This window comes from Bacteroides sp. A1C1 (assembly GCF_004328515.1).
GTDB classification, from domain to species: domain Bacteria; phylum Bacteroidota; class Bacteroidia; order Bacteroidales; family Bacteroidaceae; genus Bacteroides; species Bacteroides uniformis.
Genome location: NZ_CP036491.1, coordinates 1,249,794 through 1,265,514, shown reverse-complemented (window position 1 = coordinate 1,265,514; position 15,721 = coordinate 1,249,794). Strand labels below are relative to the sequence as shown.

Sequence of the window (15,721 nt, the reverse complement as noted above, 5' to 3'; positions counted from 1 at the left end):
AATATGAGTCTTAATTCCAAAAAGATTTGTTTCAGTCTTGTTCTGGCTGCGGCTGCCGGGATGGTTCAGGCTGTCAATAGTAGCTGCCTTCTTGCCGATGCGGGCTTTGTAGCCGTGCAGGATAATACGGCATCTGCTGGTAACTATACCTCTAACCGTCCTAAAGAGAAACAACGACTTTTCCGTTCCACTGCCGTGGAGAAAGAGATTGTCCGTGTACAGAAACTTTTGAAGAACCGCAAGCTTTCCTGGATGTTTGCCAACTGTTTTCCAAATACGCTGGATACTACTGTGCACTTCCGCAAGGGCAGCGATGGAAAGCCTGATACTTTTGTATATACGGGTGACATCCATGCTATGTGGTTGCGTGACTCAGGGGCGCAAGTATGGCCATATGTACAGCTTGCCAATAACGACCCGAAACTGAAAGAGATGCTGGCCGGTGTTATTCTACGCCAGTTCAAATGTATCAATATCGACCCATATGCGAATGCTTACAACGATGGTGCGCTACCCGATGGGCATTGGATGAGTGACCTTACTGACATGAAGCCCGAACTGCATGAACGTAAATGGGAAATCGACTCGCTTTGTTATCCTTTACGGTTGGCTTATCACTACTGGCAGGTGACGGGTGACACTTCGGTTTTCGGTGCTGAATGGCTGGAAGCCATCCGCAATATTTATACTACTTTTTGTCAGCAGCAGCGCAAAGAGGGTGCCGGTCCCTACAAATTTCAACGCAAGACGGAGCGTGCGCTCGATACGCTGAACAATGATGGTCTGGGTGCTCCTGTCCGTCCGGTGGGACTTATCGTGTCCTGCTTCCGCCCGTCGGACGATGCCACAACGCTTCAGTTCCTTGTGCCTTCCAACTTCTTTGCTGTCACTTCCTTGCGTAAGGCTGCCGAGATTCTGGAAACAGTGAACAAGGAGACTGCTTTGGCTGCCGATTGCCGTGCCTTGGCCGATGAGGTGGAAATGGCTTTGAAACGCTATGCAACCTACAATCATCCTGAATTTGGTACCATTTATGCTTTCGAGGTTGATGGTTTCGGTAATCATTTGCTGATGGACGATGCCAATGTGCCTAGCTTGCTTGCCATGCCCTATCTGGGAGATGTAGACGTCAATGACCCTATTTATCAGAATACCCGCCGTTTTGTGTGGAGCGACAGCAATCCTTATTTCTTCAGCGGCAAAGCCGGTGAGGGTATCGGCGGACCGCATATCGGCTATGACATGGTGTGGCCTATGAGCATTATGATGAAAGCTTTCACAAGCCGGGATGATGCCGAAATCAAAACTTGCATCAAGATGCTGATGGATACGGATGCCGGTACGGGCTTCATGCACGAGTCGTTCCATAAGGATGATGCAACTAACTTCACCCGCCCTTGGTTTGCTTGGCAGAACACCCTTTTCGGTGAGTTGATATTGAAGTTGGTTAATGAAGGGAAGGTGGATTTATTGAATAGCATTGATTAAGATATAACATGAAGAACTTATATACATGGGTGGCTGCCTTCCTTTTCGTGGCATTGGCAATTTCGGTTATGGCTTGTACTTCTGCCTCTTCTGCTGGTACGGTGACGGTGGTTGACCGGCCGGATATACATGCTGTCAATACTAATTATATGGGTTACCGTGCCCCGCTTCGTCCATTGAACTTTATAAAATTGCCAGTAGGCAGCATCCGTCCCGAGGGGTGGGTAAGGAAATTTCTGGAGTTGCAGCGCGACGGCCTGACCGGACATTTAGGGGAAATCAGTGCTTGGTTGGAAAAGGATGACAACGCTTGGCTTACGACCGGTGGGGACCATGGTTGGGAGGAAGTTCCCTATTGGCTCAAAGGGTATAGCAGTTTGGCATATATTCTGAATGATCCGAAGATGATAGAAGAAACCAAATACTGGATCGAAGGCGTATTTGCCAGTCGCCAGCCGGACGGTTATTTCGGCCCGGTCAACGAACGCAATGGAAAACGCGAACTTTGGGCACAGATGATTATGCTCTGGTGCCTGCAATCTTATTACGAGTATTCTCAAGACCAGCGTGTCATAGCCCTGATGACAAACTACTTTAAATGGCAGATGACGGTTCCCGACGACCAACTTCTGGAAGACTTTTGGGAGAATAGTCGTGGAGGCGATAATATCATCAGCATTTACTGGCTTTACAGTCATACGGGAGATGCTTTTTTGCTCGAATTGGCCGAAAAGATTCATCGCAATACTGCGGACTGGACTCAGTCGACCTCTTTGCCCAACTGGCACAACGTAAACATTGCCCAATGTTTCCGTGAGCCTGCTACTTATTATATGCAGACCGGTGATTCTGCCATGCTGAAAGCCTCTTATAATGTCCATCGACTGATTCGTCGTACTTTCGGGCAAGTGCCCGGTGGCATGTTCGGGGCAGATGAGAATGCCCGTTTGGGATATATCGACCCCCGCCAAGGGGTGGAAACCTGCGGGCTGGTTGAGCAGATGGCTTCTGATGAAATTATGCTTCGCATAACGGGCGATCCCTTATGGGCCGAGCATTGCGAAGAAGTTGCATTTAACTCTTATCCGGTTGCCGTGATGCCGGATTTTAAAGCGTTGCGCTACATCACTTGCCCGAACCATGTCGTCAGTGATTCCAAGAATCATCATCCGGGCATTGACAACCGCGGACCGTTTCTTTCGATGAATCCTTTCAGCAGTCGTTGCTGTCAGCACAATCATGCACAAGGCTGGCCCTACTTTGCCGAGCATCTGGTTTTGGCAACTCCCGACAATGGAGTGGCAACGGCTCTTTATGCAGCTTGCAAAGCTGTGGTGAAAGTAGCTGATGGAAAGGAAATCACTTTGCACGAAGAGACGAATTATCCTTTTGAGGAAGACATCCGTTTTTCTGTCTCTACCGAGGGAAAAGTCGTCTTCCCGTTCTATTTCCGAATCCCTTCATGGACTCAAAAGGCGAAAGTGTGCGTGAATGGTGAGGAAGTGGATGCGGTTCCCGTGGCAGGGAAGTATCTCTGCATCCATCGCGAGTGGTCGGATGGTGACTGTGTGGAATTGACGTTTCCGATGTCTTTGTCCATGCGCACCTGGCAGGTCAATAAAAACAGCGTAAGTGTGGATTACGGTCCTCTCACGCTCTCTCTTAAGATTGCTGAGAAATATGTGGAGAAGGACAGCCGCGAAACGGCCATCGGTGATTCTAAATGGCAAAAAGATGCTGACCCTCAAAAATGGCCCACTACTGAGATATATTCCGGCAGCGCGTGGAATTATTCGCTGGTGTTGGACAAGACAGAACCCTTGAAACACTTCGAGGTAATCCGTAAATCATGGCCGGCCGACGACTACCCTTTTACGGTGGCCAATGTACCTTTGGAGGTGAAGGCTGTCGGCCGATTGGTTCCCGAATGGGAAATAGATGAAACCGGGTTGTGTGGCGTGTTGCCCGAAGAGGATGCAGCGAGAGGCGACAAAGAAGAAATCACACTCATCCCTATGGGAGCTGCGCGGTTAAGGATATCTGCGTTCCCGAATACAAGAGAATAAATTGATGAATGATGCGGACAGTAGTGAAGTGCTGACATCTTTAACTCCTGACTTGCATAAATAGAAAACTTAAAATAAACACATAGCGAAAAAGTAAATTTGGGCAAAGCGTAGCGAATTAGCTGATAGAGCGTTCGTTACGCTTTGTTTTTCTATGGGGCAGAGCCAACGAAATACCACCTCGAAGCCAAACGGTGCAGAAGTTCAGTTACCACCTCGTTACTCCCGTAACGGATGCAGATTTCTTGCTAAAAGGTTCTTTTTCTGCGTTTTGTGTTGATTTACATAGCTGTCGGTAACTCACTAAGAACTAATTTTGTAACCAAAAAAAGGAGTGAGTTATGTGAAGTACATTCAAGGTATTATTTTACGTGAAGAAAGGCAGCGAGAAGCCGAACGGCAACCTGCCTCTGATGTGCCGTATCACGGTGGACGGCGAGATTAAACAGTTCAGTTGCAAGATGGACGTTCCCCCACGCTTGTGGGATGTGAAGAACAGCCGTGCTTCGGGCAAGAGCGTCGAAGCGCAGAGAATCAACCTTGCAGTAGATAAAATCCGTGTGGAGGTAAACCGCCGCTATCAAGAGTTAATGCAGACGGACGGTTATGTTACCGCCGCCAAACTCAAAGACGCCTATCTCGGTATCGGCATCAAGCAAGAAACCTTGTTAAAGCTATTCGAGCAGCACAACGCCGAATTTGAGAAGAAAGTCGGGCACAGCAGGGCGCAGGGTACATTTACCCGTTATCGGACGGTCTGCAACCATATTCGGGAGTTTTTGCCCCATACCTACAAGAGAGAGGATATTCCGTTAAAGGAACTCAACCTTACGTTTATCAACGACTTCGAGTATTTTTTGCGCACGGAGAAGAAATGCCGCACCAATACCGTGTGGGGCTACATGATTGTGTTGAAACACATAGTTTCCATTGCGAGGAACGACGGGCGTTTGCCGTTCAATCCCTTTGCCGGATATATCAACTCTCCCGAAAACGTGGACAGGGGCTACCTCACCCAAACGGAGATACAGACGCTCATGAACGCACCCATGAAGAACGCCACCCATGAACTTGTACGGGACTTGTTTGTCTTTTCTGTGTTCACGGGTTTGGCGTATTCAGACGTGAAGAACCTCACCACCGACCGCCTGCAAACATTCTTCGACGGCAATCTTTGGATAATCACCCGAAGAAAGAAGACCAACACCGAATCGAACATCCGTCTTTTGGACGTTCCCAAACGTATCATAGAGAAATACAAGGGGCTGGCTCGGGACGGTCATGTTTTCCCCGTTCCGAGTAACGGCAGTTGTAACAAAATACTCAAAGATATAGGCAGACAATGCGGCTTCAAGGTGCGTTTGACCTATCACGTTGCACGCCACACGAACGCCACGACCGTACTTTTGTCGCACGGCGTACCCATCGAAACGGTGAGCCGCCTTTTGGGACACACGAACATAAAAACCACCCAAATTTACGCCAAAATCACCGCCCAGAAGATAAGCCAAGACATGGAAACCCTGTCGCACAAGTTGGAGGATATGGAGAAGAATATCTGCCGAGCCATCTAATTAAAAACAGAATACCGATGAAAGAAGAAAGGAATATTATCACGATGGACGGGCAGGGCAATATCTTCCTGCCGAGCGATATAGGTGCAACCGCCATGACCGAGTGGGAAATCTGCGAACTGTTCGGGGTTATCGCCCCGACGGTTCGGGCAGGGATAAAGGCACTCTGCAAAAGCGAAGTTTTGAATATATATGATATAAAGCGCATTATCCGCATATCGGACAGATACAGCGCGGAGGTTTACAACCTCGAAACGATAGTCGCCCTTGCTTTCCGTATCGAATCGTTCGGGGCGGCGAAAGTCCGCAGGGCATTATTGGAAAGGATTATACACGGGCGAAAAGAGAAAACGACGGTATTCGTGTCGGTTGTTTCGGACGGCAAGCCCAACAGCCGTTGGAAAGCATGATGATATATCAACATACCAACATGCAAACATACCAACATACCAACATGCAAATCTATCACTATGGTGATATATATTGCAGGTTCTATTCCTCTTTTCAGAGGAAAGCGGAGCAATCATTTCCGTTTACAAAGGCAAAGCAAGCACGGGGCTTTATGTCGGCTAAAAGGTCGGGCGGCTGCGCCGTTTCCCGATAAATCTTCCTCTCGCTTCGCTGCGAGCGTATTTATCGGGAAAACCTTGTATCCGACCGCCCCATGCAAAAGAGCCTTTGAAAACGGAAACGACCGCCCACATCCACCGACCGAAAGGGAAAAAATTAGGTGGGGTTATATGGGTAAGCAGGTGGTAGGAACAGCCACCGCAGAAAGGCAGACGGACGGCACGCCGCAGGGTATTTACGGAGAAAATACCGTAGCTTATTAGGGAATTTTCCGAGCCGCAATACTACGTATCGCTGAAAATTCCCCAATAAGGCAAGGGGCAAGCCCCTCTGCACACCCCATCGGGGACGGCATTTGCCGCCCCCGAAGATACAAAAAATCATTGTTTCACAAGCCAAAAAAGAAAGGAAGAATATATGGGTTTCGTAGTTTTACACATGGAAAAGGCGCACGGCAGCGACAGCGGAACGACCGCACATATCGAGCGTTTCATCATACCGAAGAACGCCGACCCCACACGCACACACCTAAACCGCAGACTCATCGAATACCCCGACGGGGTGAAAGACCGTTCGGCGGCTATACAGCAGAGATTAGAAGAAGCGGGGCTGACACGCAAAATCGGAAGCAACCAAGTACGGGCTATCCGCATCAACGTATCGGGAACGCACGAGGACATGAAGCGGATAGAAGAAGAGGGGCGTTTGGACGAGTGGTGCGCCGACAATCTGAAATACTTCGCCGACACGTTCGGAAAGGAGAACATCGTGGCGGCTCACCTGCACAGGGACGAGGAAACACCGCATATACACGTTACGCTCGCCCCCATCGTCAAGGGAGAGCGAAAGCGCAGGAAAAGGGAGGAACAGACGAAAAAGCGATACCGCAAGAAACCGACCGACACCGTGAGGCTGTGCGCAGACGATATTATGACACGGCTGAAATTGAAGTCCTACCAAGATACCTATGCCGTGGCGATGGCGAAATACGGGTTGCAAAGGGGCATAGACGGCTCGAAGGCTCGCCACAAGTCCACGCAGCAGTATTATCGGGATATACAGAAACTCGCCGACAACCTCAAAGCGGAAGTGGTGGATTTGCAACAGCAGAAAGAAACGGCACGGGAAGAACTAAGACGGGCGAAAAAAGAAATACAGACCGAGAAGCTGAAAGGGGCAGCAACCACCGCAGCCGCCAACATCGCCGAGAGTGTCGGTTCTCTTTTCGGCAGCAACAAGGTCAAGACATTGGAAAAAGAGAACATCGCCCTGCATAGGGAGGTAGCCGACCACGAGGAAACCATCGAAGCCCTGCAAGACAGAATACAGAACATGCAGGCAGACCACAGCCGACAGATGGCAGAAGTAGAACGGAAGTACCGCAGGGAGATAGCGGACAAGGAAACGAAGCACAAGGAGGAAATATCTTTCTTGAAAACGGTAATCGCAAGGGCGGCGGCATGGTTTCCCTATTTCCGTGAAATGCTCCGTATCGAAAACCTATGCCGCCTTGTGGGATTCGATGAAAGGCAAACCGCAACGCTCGTCAAGGGAAAGCCGTTGGAGTATGCAGGGGAACTTTACTCGGAGGAACACGGACGGAAATTCACGACCGAAAAGGCAGGGTTTCAAGTCGTGAAAGACCCCACGGACGGGACGAGACTGGTTCTTGCCATTGACCGAAAGCCCATTGCCGAGTGGTTCAAGGAACAGTTCGAGAAGTTAAGGCAGAACATACGCCGACCTATACAACCGCAAAAAAAAGGTAGGGGAATGAAGATATAACCGTTTTATCTTGCTGGAAAACAATAAAAAAGTGCTGTTCATAATGCCTTATGAATGGCACTTTTTATATATTTGCACACAAAATAAGGATAGAGCAAATAAAAGTAAATACAGAATCGTAAAATTTGATAGATATGAAAACTCAAAAATTAGAAATACTGATATTATTTCTCTGTATATTCGGCTTTATAGGTTGTGATAACAAAGATGAAGAGGGTGAGAAAGTGACAGACTACAAGGAATATTCTTTAACCATTGCATCAAAGAAGATACCCGGTGTTTGTTGGTCAGACGGATTTAATTATTTGTCTGATGTATATGCCGTAAAGAAAGAAAATGCCCAAGAATGGGAGAGCCTTGGAGTCATTGATGAATTTGAGTTTGAGAAAGGATATGAATATAAGGTAAAAATCAGTGAAACAAATTATTTGGATTATAGCATGGGAAATCCCGCATGGACGGAATATGAACTACTTGAAATAATATCTAAAGATAGGAAAGATTCAGAAAATTTGCCTTTACATTTTATCCCTAAATCATACTATGAGAATGTACAGCTTCCTAAATACAGATATGTAGTAGATGCAGATAATAATCAAAAACTTATTGAAGAAGAATTGAAAAAAAAATCTTTTATTCCTTTGGATTTTCATTATATGCTTTGGCGGAGCGAAGACAAATTCCTAAGATGTATTGCAATAAAAGACGATAATAATACATTGGGACCGTGTATTATAAAAAACGAAAACAAAGCCCCGGAAGAAATGCCAGAATCTTACAAATTACTTCCTCCAGAAGGAAATGTGTTTGGTTATGGGAAATGGACTTTTTTAGATGAACATGGAAATGAAACGAATTATCTTTCATTTGATGTGTTTATGGGTCGTTCTGCTAAATCAAGAAACGTAGATTTAACCCCCGATGTAGCTTATCTTTATAAAGACCTTTCTGAATACTACAAAAATAAATATCCGCAAGCCGGAGTGAAAACAGTTGTGGTTTCTTATGCCATTTCTATTAAATAACATAAAATCTTCAGCGAGCATCAATCATCCTAATTATAGTCAAACAGAATTGGTTTGAGAGGGATTTAAATCGTAATTTGTTGATAATCAATTCTTTTTTTGTGTAAAATTCTCAAAATAACGCAGTTTGACTATATCATTGCAACTATTATAAGAATCTATTAAAATGAGAACTATAGAATTAAGCACAAAAAAACGTATGAAAAGAATAAATCTGACCGTTTTGTTGTTAAGCGGTGTCTGTTTGTTATGCCAACCCCTTCAAGCCCAGCAGAGCATTGATGCTTGTGACGGTCGTACTTATAAAGTAGGCGACACGCTCCGTATTGGCGAACCATTGCCTTCGGGCTATCTATTTATAAAGCAGATAAACGCCGATAATAAATTCGACAAGTTGAATCCGAAAAACTCAACCGGACGGACTGCCGTCATTACCGACATACCTGCTTACCAGCCCAAACTCTATCAACAGTTCGGCATTTACCAACAGCCGGAAACGCCCCAAATAGTCTTTGCCGAACAGGGCGATTTCAAGATTGGCGTATATCTAAACATGGCTTTAACCAAAGGAAACATCATGTCCGGACATCATGTTTCCCATATGGATGGAGCTGTCGACCTTACCCCGGCTATCTTGTTCGCCTACACACATAAACTTTACGGCAAACCTATCGACACAGCATCAGTCGAGACCTATGCCTCTCTCTCTGCTCCCCAACAGTATGCAGAAGCAGCCAATGACCCGTTTGCATTGGAAGAACTTCGTACAACATATCGGAAAGAACTGGAACAAGCTGTGGCAAATGCAGATTTCAATAAGGTTTTCCGTATCAAATGTTTGTCGGAACTCCAAATGTACGACATCAATCAACAGCGTTTCCCGCTTTCGGGCTTAACGTGTGTCAATGTGGAAACCAAGCAGAACAGAGAATTATCCCAACAAGGTTATTGCTTATGGGGAACTTGTGCCTTTCATTTCACTAACGCTCCGTCATTTGCCACCCTACCTTGCAAAAAAAACATTGCCCAAGGCATTTATACTATGCGTAAAATGACCTCGGCGACCTTGCCACCAACAGCTACCCTATACGTATATGTGCGCATCCTCCAACAGCCAGTATCACTTCCTGATAAACGTACCATGGTGATGTGTCCCGGAACATCATTCGATTTCGAGTGGTCAACACTCCGTAAAGCATACGGTCAAAAAGCTTTGAACATGGAAATTATACAAACGGACGGTTATTATAATGTCTTCCCTTATAACATACAAGAAGTGACATACAATTATCTTGGTACACAAACGCTACCTAAAAAGAACAATAAATAGTAATATGAAACTAAAAAACATCATTCAGACTACATTGCTAACAATCGTCTTGACATCATGTTATACATCCAGTCGAATAAGTAAATTCAGCTCTGAAAATATAAATTTGGGCATAGATAAAAATCTTTTCATAAAAAGATATGGAAAGCCTTTTAATAAGGAAATATCCTATACACAAGACAATCAAGAGAAAGAAAAACTCTTCTATAAAGAAGAATTAAACAAAGGTACATGGTATATTATAACAACAGCTTTTACTTTTATTGATGATAAACTTATAAAGCAAGAGGTTGTAAAAGAAGAAAGGACTTTTCAAAAATGTGATTGTAATAAATAAAATGAAACGTATTGCTTTTTTGGATTACGTGCGCGTGTTTGCGTGCTTCTTGGTCATGTTGGTTCATGCCAGTGAGAATTTTTATGGAGCTGCCGGCTCTACAGATATGGTAGGACCGCAGTCTTTCCTTCAGAATGAGGCCGATAGGTTGTGGGTATCAGTTTATGATGGTTTCTCTCGTATGTCTGTGCCTCTGTTCATGATTGTTTCGGCTTATCTGCTTGCACCGATGAAGAAAGGACAAAGCTGTTGGCAGTTTTACCGCAAACGTTTCCTGCGCATCATGCCGCCGTTCGTCTTTTTCATGGTACTATATAGCACGTTGCCCATGTTGTGGGGACAGATAGACGGCGAACAATCTCTGAACGACCTTTCACGTATCTGGCTGAACTTTCCTGCGCTTGCCGGGCACTTCTGGTTTATGTATCCGTTGATAAGTCTTTATCTGTTCATTCCGGTCATTTCACCGTGGCTGGAGAAGGTTTCGGCCAAAGAAGAACGTTTCTTCATCGGATTGTTTCTGATTTCTACTTGTATACCTTTCCTCAACCGTTGGTTTGGTGAAGTATGGGGACAGTGTTTCTGGAACGAATATCACATGTTATGGTATTTTTCGGGTTATTTAGGCTATCTTGTGCTGGCACATTATATCCGCGTGCATCTTACTTGGGGGCGCTCCTTGCGTCTGCGGGTCGGTTTCTTGCTTATGCTGGTCGGCGCGGCGGCTACCATATGGTCGTTCTATGTCCAGGCTGTTCCAGGAGTGGTTCATTCTACACCGGTCATTGAGGTGGGATGGGCTTTCTGTACCCTTAATTGCGTGGCGTTGACGGCAGGCACATTTTTGTTGTTCGGCTGTATCAGCATTCCGCAGCCTCCGCGCATCATTGCCGAAATGTCTAAACTCAGCTACGGCATGTTTCTTATGCACATTTTCTGGCTTGGCTTGTGGGTGTCGGTGTTTAAGTCTACATTGGGATTGCCCACTGTGGCTGCCATTCCGGTTATAGCGGTATGTACGTTTATCAGTTGTTTCGTGGCAACCAAGCTCATCTCGTTGATACCGGGCAGTAAATGGATTATCGGGTAAAAACCTTGTATTCGCTTTCCCGTTGAAGGCTCGGGAGCTGTCAATTGCCTGCTGCTAACCTCACTGTAGTAGGGGCGTAGCGTCACTGCAAAATGGTTGCATTCTTTTTGCACTGATTATCTGCTGATTCATAAATGGTTATGCTAAGAGGAAAGGAGGTGTAATCAAAGACAGATGCGTAATTGATAAGAAAACGCCGGAACACCTATGAGGTGCGGTAGTGCGAAGGAAAGAGGTCTTACCGGAAAAGCCGATGAATAGGAAGGTTGAGGAAGAAGGTGAAGGCTGTGGAGGATGAAAATACTCTCTCTTTAGCTGAAAAGCTGTGTATTCTGCTTGAAAACGTGTACTTTTGCAGATTATATGAATGAATGGCAGAATATGAACAAATCCGAAAAGCGAGTATTAGTGGGAATGAGCGGAGGTATAGACAGTACCGCCACTTGCCTGATGTTGAGGGAACAGGGCTATGAGATAGTCGGCCTCACCATGTGGGTGTGGGGAGACGAACCGGTGGAAGCCCGCAACCTTGCCGACAGTATGGGAATTGAACACCATGTGGCAGATGAGCGTGAGGCTTTCCGGCAGATTATTGTTCAGAACTTTATCGATGAATATCGTCGGGGGCGTACTCCCAATCCTTGTGTGATGTGTAATCCGTTATTCAAGTTCCGTATCCTGACGGAGTGGGCGGACAGGTTGGGGTGTGCGTTCATTGCTACCGGGCACTACACCCGTCTGGAGGAACGGAACGGGAAGGTTTACATTGTTGCCGGGGATGATGATAAGAAAGACCAGTCCTATTTCCTCTGGCGACTGGGGCAGGAGGTGTTGAAGCGATGCATCTTCCCGTTGGGAGCATTCACCAAGATGCAGGTTCGCGAGTATCTTCGTGATAAAGGATATACGCTCAAGGCGGAAGAAGGGGAAAGCATGGAAGTCTGTTTCATCAAGGGAGACTACCGCGACTTCTTGCGCGAGCATTCCTCGGAGATAGACAGTGAAGTGGGGCCGGGATGGTTTGTCAATTCGGAAGGCGTCAAACTGGGGGAGCACAAAGGATTTCCTTACTACACTATCGGACAGAGGAAAGGCCTGGAGATAGCTTTGGGCAAACCTGCCTATGTGCTGAAAATTAATCCGCAGAAGAATACCGTGATGCTGGGCGATGCGGAACAATTGAAGGCCGGATATATGCTGGCCGAAGAGGAGAATCTGACGGATGAAGACGAATTCTTTGGATCGGAAGAACTCACCGTGCGCATCCGTTATCGCAGCAAACCTATTCCTTGCACCGTGAAGCGCCTGGAGGACGGGCGTCTGCTGGTGCACTTCTTGTCGGAGGCTTCTGCCATTGCTCCAGGACAGTCTGCCGTGTTCTATGTCGGCCGGCGTGTGGTTGGAGGCTCATTCATCGCTTCCCAACGGGGCATCGGGATGTTTCTTTAATTTTTAATTTATAATTTCTAATTGTGAAAAGACTTGTACTTCTTTCAGCCTTTGTCCTGTTTGCGGCGGGAGCATCGGCACAACAAGATACTTTGAAGTATCGTATCAGCCTGAAGGATAAGGCTGCCACCACGTATTCGCTGGAACATCCGGAAGCGTTCCTTTCTGAAAAGGCGATTGAGCGTCGCCGGAAGCAGAATCTTCCGATAGACTCGACAGACCTTCCGGTATGCCGTAAGTATGTGGATGAGATTCGCAGGCAAGGCGCGAAGATTGTCGTTACCGGCAAATGGGAGAATTTTGTTACAGTGTCCTGCAACGACTCTGCATTGATAGAGCGTATTGCCGCCCTGCCTTTTGTTCGGAAGACGGAAAAGGTCTGGATAGCTCCCGGAGGTGACGGGCCGTTCATGGCGACAGAGCGCGACTCTCTGATAAACCGCCCGAGCGTGCATCCCGACAGCATTTATGGATTGGCTGTCGACCAGATACGGCTGAGCAATGGCGATAAGCTGCACGAAGAAGGCTTCAAGGGACAAGGAATGACGATTGCCGTTATCGACGCGGGTTTCCACAATGCCGACAAGATAACCGCCATGCAGAATATCCGCATCCAGGGTACGAAGGATTTTGTGAATCCCCAATCGGATATATTTGCCGAAAGCAGCCACGGCATGGCGGTGCTCTCGTGCATCGCCATGAATCGCCCCGGTGTCATGACCGGTACAGCTCCCGAAGCTTCTTTCTGGTTGCTGCGTAGCGAAGACGAATACTCCGAGCATCTGGTAGAGCAGGACTACTGGGCTGCTGCTGTGGAATATGCCGATAGCGTGGGAGTGGATGTGCTTAATACTTCATTGGGATATTACGCTTTCGATGATAAATCCAAGAATTATAAGCTCCGCAATCTGGATGGGCACTATGCGCTGATGTCACGTCAGGCATCGCGCATAGCCGATAAGGGCATGGTATTGGTATGCAGTGCCGGAAATTCGGGCACCGGTTCTTGGAAGAAGATTACGCCTCCGGGCGATGCCGAAAATGTGCTGACGGTGGGTGCTGTCGACAAGGAAGCTGTTCTGGCTCCTTTCTCGTCTGTAGGGAATACGGCAGACCATCGGATAAAGCCGGATGTTGTAGCCGTCGGGCTGGGTGCCGACGTTATACGTACGGACGGCAACCAGGGAAGGGCGAACGGTACCTCTTTTGCCTCACCCATTATGTGCGGTATGGTGGCTTGCTTGTGGCAGGCTTGTCCCGAACTTACGGCAAAAGAAGTGATAGAGTTGGTGCGCCGTTCCGGTGACCGTACGGATTATCCTGATAATATCTATGGCTATGGCGTGCCCGATATGTGGAAGGCGTATCAGGATTATCAGTCCGAAAGAAACAAATAACGAGAATTTCTGTTGGCTTGCCAATAGTGTATTGTCACTTTATCACGAATAAAGTACCGCTTTATTACGGATAAAATTTTATAAAGTTATAACTGGTTGAATGATAGCTGTATGGAAGCCTTGTCTTTACAAGAGTTGAATGCCCTTGTGCGCCGTAGTCTGGAGCAGTGTCTCCCCGATGAGTTTTGGGTGCAGGCAGAGTTGAGCGATGTGCGTACCAACAGTACAGGGCATTGCTATCTGGAATTTGTGCAGAAAGATCCCCGTAGCAATAGTCTGGTAGCTAAGGCGAGAGGCACCATCTGGGCAAATGTGTTTCGGTTGCTGAAGCCCTATTTTGAGGAGGCTACGGGGCAGGCATTTGTTTCGGGCATCAAAGTGCTGGTTCAGGTCACTGTCAGTTTCCACGAACTTTATGGATATAGTTTGACAGTGCAGGACATAGATCCCACCTATACGTTGGGCGATATGGCGCGTCGCCGCAGGGAAATATTGAGGCAGCTTGAGGAGGAGGGAGTCCTCACTCTTAATAAAGAACTGGATATACCCCGCCTGCCGCAACGTATTGCCGTCATATCTTCACCGACGGCGGCGGGCTATGGTGACTTCTGTCATCAGCTGGAAAACAATTCCCGGGGGTTCTACTTTTATACGGAGCTGTTTCCTGCCTTGATGCAGGGTGACCGTGTAGAGGAGTCTGTCCTTTCTGCTCTCGACCGGGTGAATGCACGCTTGTCCGAGTTTGATGTGGTTGCCATTATTCGCGGTGGAGGCGCCACGTCCGACTTGTCCGGTTTCGATACCTATCTGCTTGCTGCTGCTTGTGCACAGTTTCCGTTACCTATCATAACGGGTATCGGTCACGAGCGGGACGACACGGTGCTGGATTCTGTGGCACATACCCGTGTAAAGACCCCTACGGCCGCCGCCGAGTTCTTGATAGACCTCATGAACAATGCCGCCGATGAACTGGAAATGCTTGTTTCCCGCTTGCATGAGGGGGTCAGGAATCTGTTGCAGCAGGAACAGCGCAAGTTGTCTGTTTGCAAGAACCGGATTCCTTCTGCTTCATACCGTTGCATATCCGATGCAAAAATAGCTTTACTGACTGCGCGGAAAGATGTAGTGCAAGCTGTCACTTCCTATTTGTCCCGCCATCGCCACCGTCTGGAATTGTTGCAGCAGCGCTTGGTGGATGTTTCACCGGAAAAGCTGCTTGCCCGCGGTTACAGCATCACGTTGAAAGACGGGAAGGTTGTGAAAAATGTCGGCTTGCTGAATGAAGGAGATGAAATCACCACCCTGCTCCAAAAAGGAGAAGTAACCTCAATCGTAAATCGTAAACCGTCAAATCGTAAATAATATGGTGTCCAAGAAAAAAGAAACCTACTCCGAAGCCATGGCACGTTTGGAGAAAATTGTCAGCCAGATAGACAACAATGAACTGGAGATAGATGTGCTTGCTGAAAAAATAAAGGAAGCAAATGGAATTATAGCATTTTGCAGCGATAAATTGACCAAAGCTGATAAGGAAATTGAAAAATTACTGTCGGAGAAGCGGGAATCTGAAGAATAAAAGCTATTTTTGTTGCAAAATGTACGTAATAGAA

General features: G+C 47.1%; 14 protein-coding genes. All 14 read left to right on the top strand.

Annotated features, from left to right (window positions below):
- Nucleotides 1–3 precede the first annotated feature (3 nt).
- A complete protein-coding gene (locus EYA81_RS05395) occupies nucleotides 4–1,488 on the top strand; it encodes a glycoside hydrolase family 125 protein (protein WP_117600801.1) in 1,485 nt (494 codons plus the stop codon).
- Nucleotides 1,489–1,496: 8 nt separating this feature from the next.
- Nucleotides 1,497–3,554 (top strand): beta-L-arabinofuranosidase domain-containing protein, encoded by a 2,058-nt coding sequence (locus EYA81_RS05390; RefSeq protein WP_117600802.1) that lies wholly within the window; start codon nucleotides 1,497–1,499, stop codon nucleotides 3,552–3,554.
- Between the two features lie 371 nt (nucleotides 3,555–3,925).
- Complete coding sequence (locus EYA81_RS05385) at nucleotides 3,926–5,128, top strand: site-specific integrase (protein WP_131225447.1); 1,203 nt, start codon at nucleotides 3,926–3,928, stop codon at nucleotides 5,126–5,128.
- A gap of 17 nt (nucleotides 5,129–5,145) precedes the next feature.
- Nucleotides 5,146–5,538, top strand: a complete 393-nt coding sequence (locus tag EYA81_RS05380) for a hypothetical protein (protein ID WP_054856488.1) — start codon at nucleotides 5,146–5,148, stop codon at nucleotides 5,536–5,538.
- A 60-nt stretch (nucleotides 5,539–5,598) separates the two neighbouring features.
- The gene (locus EYA81_RS05375; RefSeq protein ID WP_227187195.1) at nucleotides 5,599–5,961 is read left to right on the top strand and encodes a hypothetical protein; all 363 of its coding nucleotides are present in this window, start codon (nucleotides 5,599–5,601) and stop codon (nucleotides 5,959–5,961) included.
- A gap of 154 nt (nucleotides 5,962–6,115) precedes the next feature.
- Nucleotides 6,116–7,483 carry a MobV family relaxase gene (gene mobV, locus EYA81_RS05370; protein WP_117875855.1) on the top strand — a complete coding sequence of 456 codons (1,368 nt, stop codon included), beginning with the start codon at nucleotides 6,116–6,118 and terminating at the stop codon, nucleotides 7,481–7,483.
- Between the two features lie 134 nt (nucleotides 7,484–7,617).
- Nucleotides 7,618–8,508, top strand: a complete 891-nt coding sequence (locus tag EYA81_RS05365) for a DUF4377 domain-containing protein (protein WP_008141172.1) — start codon at nucleotides 7,618–7,620, stop codon at nucleotides 8,506–8,508.
- Between the two features lie 199 nt (nucleotides 8,509–8,707).
- A complete protein-coding gene (locus EYA81_RS05360; RefSeq protein ID WP_242672409.1) occupies nucleotides 8,708–9,838 on the top strand; it encodes a DUF4852 domain-containing protein in 1,131 nt (376 codons plus the stop codon).
- A gap of 4 nt (nucleotides 9,839–9,842) precedes the next feature.
- Nucleotides 9,843–10,175, top strand: a complete 333-nt coding sequence (locus EYA81_RS05355; protein ID WP_008141174.1) for a hypothetical protein — start codon at nucleotides 9,843–9,845, stop codon at nucleotides 10,173–10,175.
- Nucleotide 10,176: 1 nt separating this feature from the next.
- Nucleotides 10,177–11,265: an acyltransferase gene (locus EYA81_RS05350; protein WP_117600803.1), complete on the top strand. Its 1,089-nt coding sequence runs from the start codon at nucleotides 10,177–10,179 to the stop codon at nucleotides 11,263–11,265.
- Between the two features lie 381 nt (nucleotides 11,266–11,646).
- Nucleotides 11,647–12,714 carry a tRNA 2-thiouridine(34) synthase MnmA gene (mnmA, locus tag EYA81_RS05345; RefSeq protein WP_098032197.1) on the top strand — a complete coding sequence of 356 codons (1,068 nt, stop codon included), beginning with the start codon at nucleotides 11,647–11,649 and terminating at the stop codon, nucleotides 12,712–12,714.
- Between the two features lie 23 nt (nucleotides 12,715–12,737).
- On the top strand, nucleotides 12,738–14,111 hold the full coding sequence (locus tag EYA81_RS05340) for a S8 family serine peptidase (RefSeq protein ID WP_131225445.1): 1,374 nt from the start codon (nucleotides 12,738–12,740) through the stop codon (nucleotides 14,109–14,111).
- Between the two features lie 111 nt (nucleotides 14,112–14,222).
- Nucleotides 14,223–15,473, top strand: coding sequence for an exodeoxyribonuclease VII large subunit (xseA, locus tag EYA81_RS05335; RefSeq protein WP_117600804.1), 1,251 nt, complete (start codon nucleotides 14,223–14,225; stop codon nucleotides 15,471–15,473).
- A 1-nt stretch (nucleotide 15,474) separates the two neighbouring features.
- On the top strand, nucleotides 15,475–15,687 hold the full coding sequence (gene xseB / locus EYA81_RS05330) for an exodeoxyribonuclease VII small subunit (protein ID WP_117600805.1): 213 nt from the start codon (nucleotides 15,475–15,477) through the stop codon (nucleotides 15,685–15,687).
- Nucleotides 15,688–15,721: the final 34 nt, after the last annotated feature.

Bases quoted from the DNA above. Each gene is read 5' to 3' on its own strand.
- mobV (WP_117875855.1), top strand. From the start codon at position 6,116: ATGGGTTTCGTAGTTTTACACATGGAAAAGGCGCACGGCAGCGACAGC.
- EYA81_RS05375 (WP_227187195.1), top strand. From the start codon at position 5,599: ATGGTGATATATATTGCAGGTTCTATTCCTCTTTTCAGAGGAAAGCGG.
- EYA81_RS05395 (WP_117600801.1), top strand. From the start codon at position 4: ATGAGTCTTAATTCCAAAAAGATTTGTTTCAGTCTTGTTCTGGCTGCG.
- xseB (WP_117600805.1), top strand. From the start codon at position 15,475: ATGGTGTCCAAGAAAAAAGAAACCTACTCCGAAGCCATGGCACGTTTG.
- EYA81_RS05350 (WP_117600803.1), top strand. From the start codon at position 10,177: ATGAAACGTATTGCTTTTTTGGATTACGTGCGCGTGTTTGCGTGCTTC.
- xseA (WP_117600804.1), top strand. From the start codon at position 14,223: ATGGAAGCCTTGTCTTTACAAGAGTTGAATGCCCTTGTGCGCCGTAGT.
- EYA81_RS05365 (WP_008141172.1), top strand. From the start codon at position 7,618: ATGAAAACTCAAAAATTAGAAATACTGATATTATTTCTCTGTATATTC.
- EYA81_RS05390 (WP_117600802.1), top strand. From the start codon at position 1,497: ATGAAGAACTTATATACATGGGTGGCTGCCTTCCTTTTCGTGGCATTG.
- mnmA (WP_098032197.1), top strand. From the start codon at position 11,647: ATGAACAAATCCGAAAAGCGAGTATTAGTGGGAATGAGCGGAGGTATA.
- EYA81_RS05360 (WP_242672409.1), top strand. From the start codon at position 8,708: ATGAAAAGAATAAATCTGACCGTTTTGTTGTTAAGCGGTGTCTGTTTG.
- EYA81_RS05355 (WP_008141174.1), top strand. From the start codon at position 9,843: ATGAAACTAAAAAACATCATTCAGACTACATTGCTAACAATCGTCTTG.
- EYA81_RS05380 (WP_054856488.1), top strand. From the start codon at position 5,146: ATGAAAGAAGAAAGGAATATTATCACGATGGACGGGCAGGGCAATATC.